This window comes from Sulfuriflexus sp., from assembly GCF_032250955.1.
Classification (GTDB): Bacteria; Pseudomonadota; Gammaproteobacteria; order AKS1; family AKS1; genus Sulfuriflexus.
The window spans coordinates 1-500 of sequence record NZ_JAVVES010000155.1 but is presented as its reverse complement, the minus strand read 5'-3'; the positions used below and the strand labels follow the sequence as shown (position 1 = coordinate 500).

The window sequence follows — 500 nt, the reverse complement described above, 5'->3', positions numbered from 1 at the left end:
GAAGGCGGCGAATCGACGTAGGATGTATGCTTCGTTTCCGGCAAGTACTTGAGGTTTGCCAATACATTATCCGGAACAAAGCCCCAAAGTTCTTTGCCGTCGCAATCGCGAAAAGCATGCAGCATGCCGTCATTGGCACCGACGAAAATCACCGAACTGTTGTAATCACCACCATCTGCAGATTCCGGACAGACACTTTCGGCGGCGGGCTGGTACTCGGTGTAGTTGAACACCACCGGGCGAGAGTGCAGAACATCGCCCATGATCCAGTGCCGGGGATCGTAGACCGAAGAATCGCCACCTACGTTCAAAGAATCGAACCCATGAAGGTAGCGAAGCAGGTTGCGGCGGCGGATTTCATCAACCGTCTCGCCACTATCTGTGGTCGCCCCAACTGTGGTTGTCCCCCACCATTTGAGAGTGTCATCAGGCAACCCGAGGAGTTCAGGCGTAATATCAAGGTTACTCGGAATCAGCTCCTCGTTTGTCCAGACTCCACC

General features: G+C 54.0%; 1 pseudogene. It reads right to left on the bottom strand.

The annotated features are described in order from the left end of the window. A pseudogene (locus tag RQ738_RS13685) lies at positions 1-500 on the bottom strand (hypothetical protein); the annotation flags it as partial.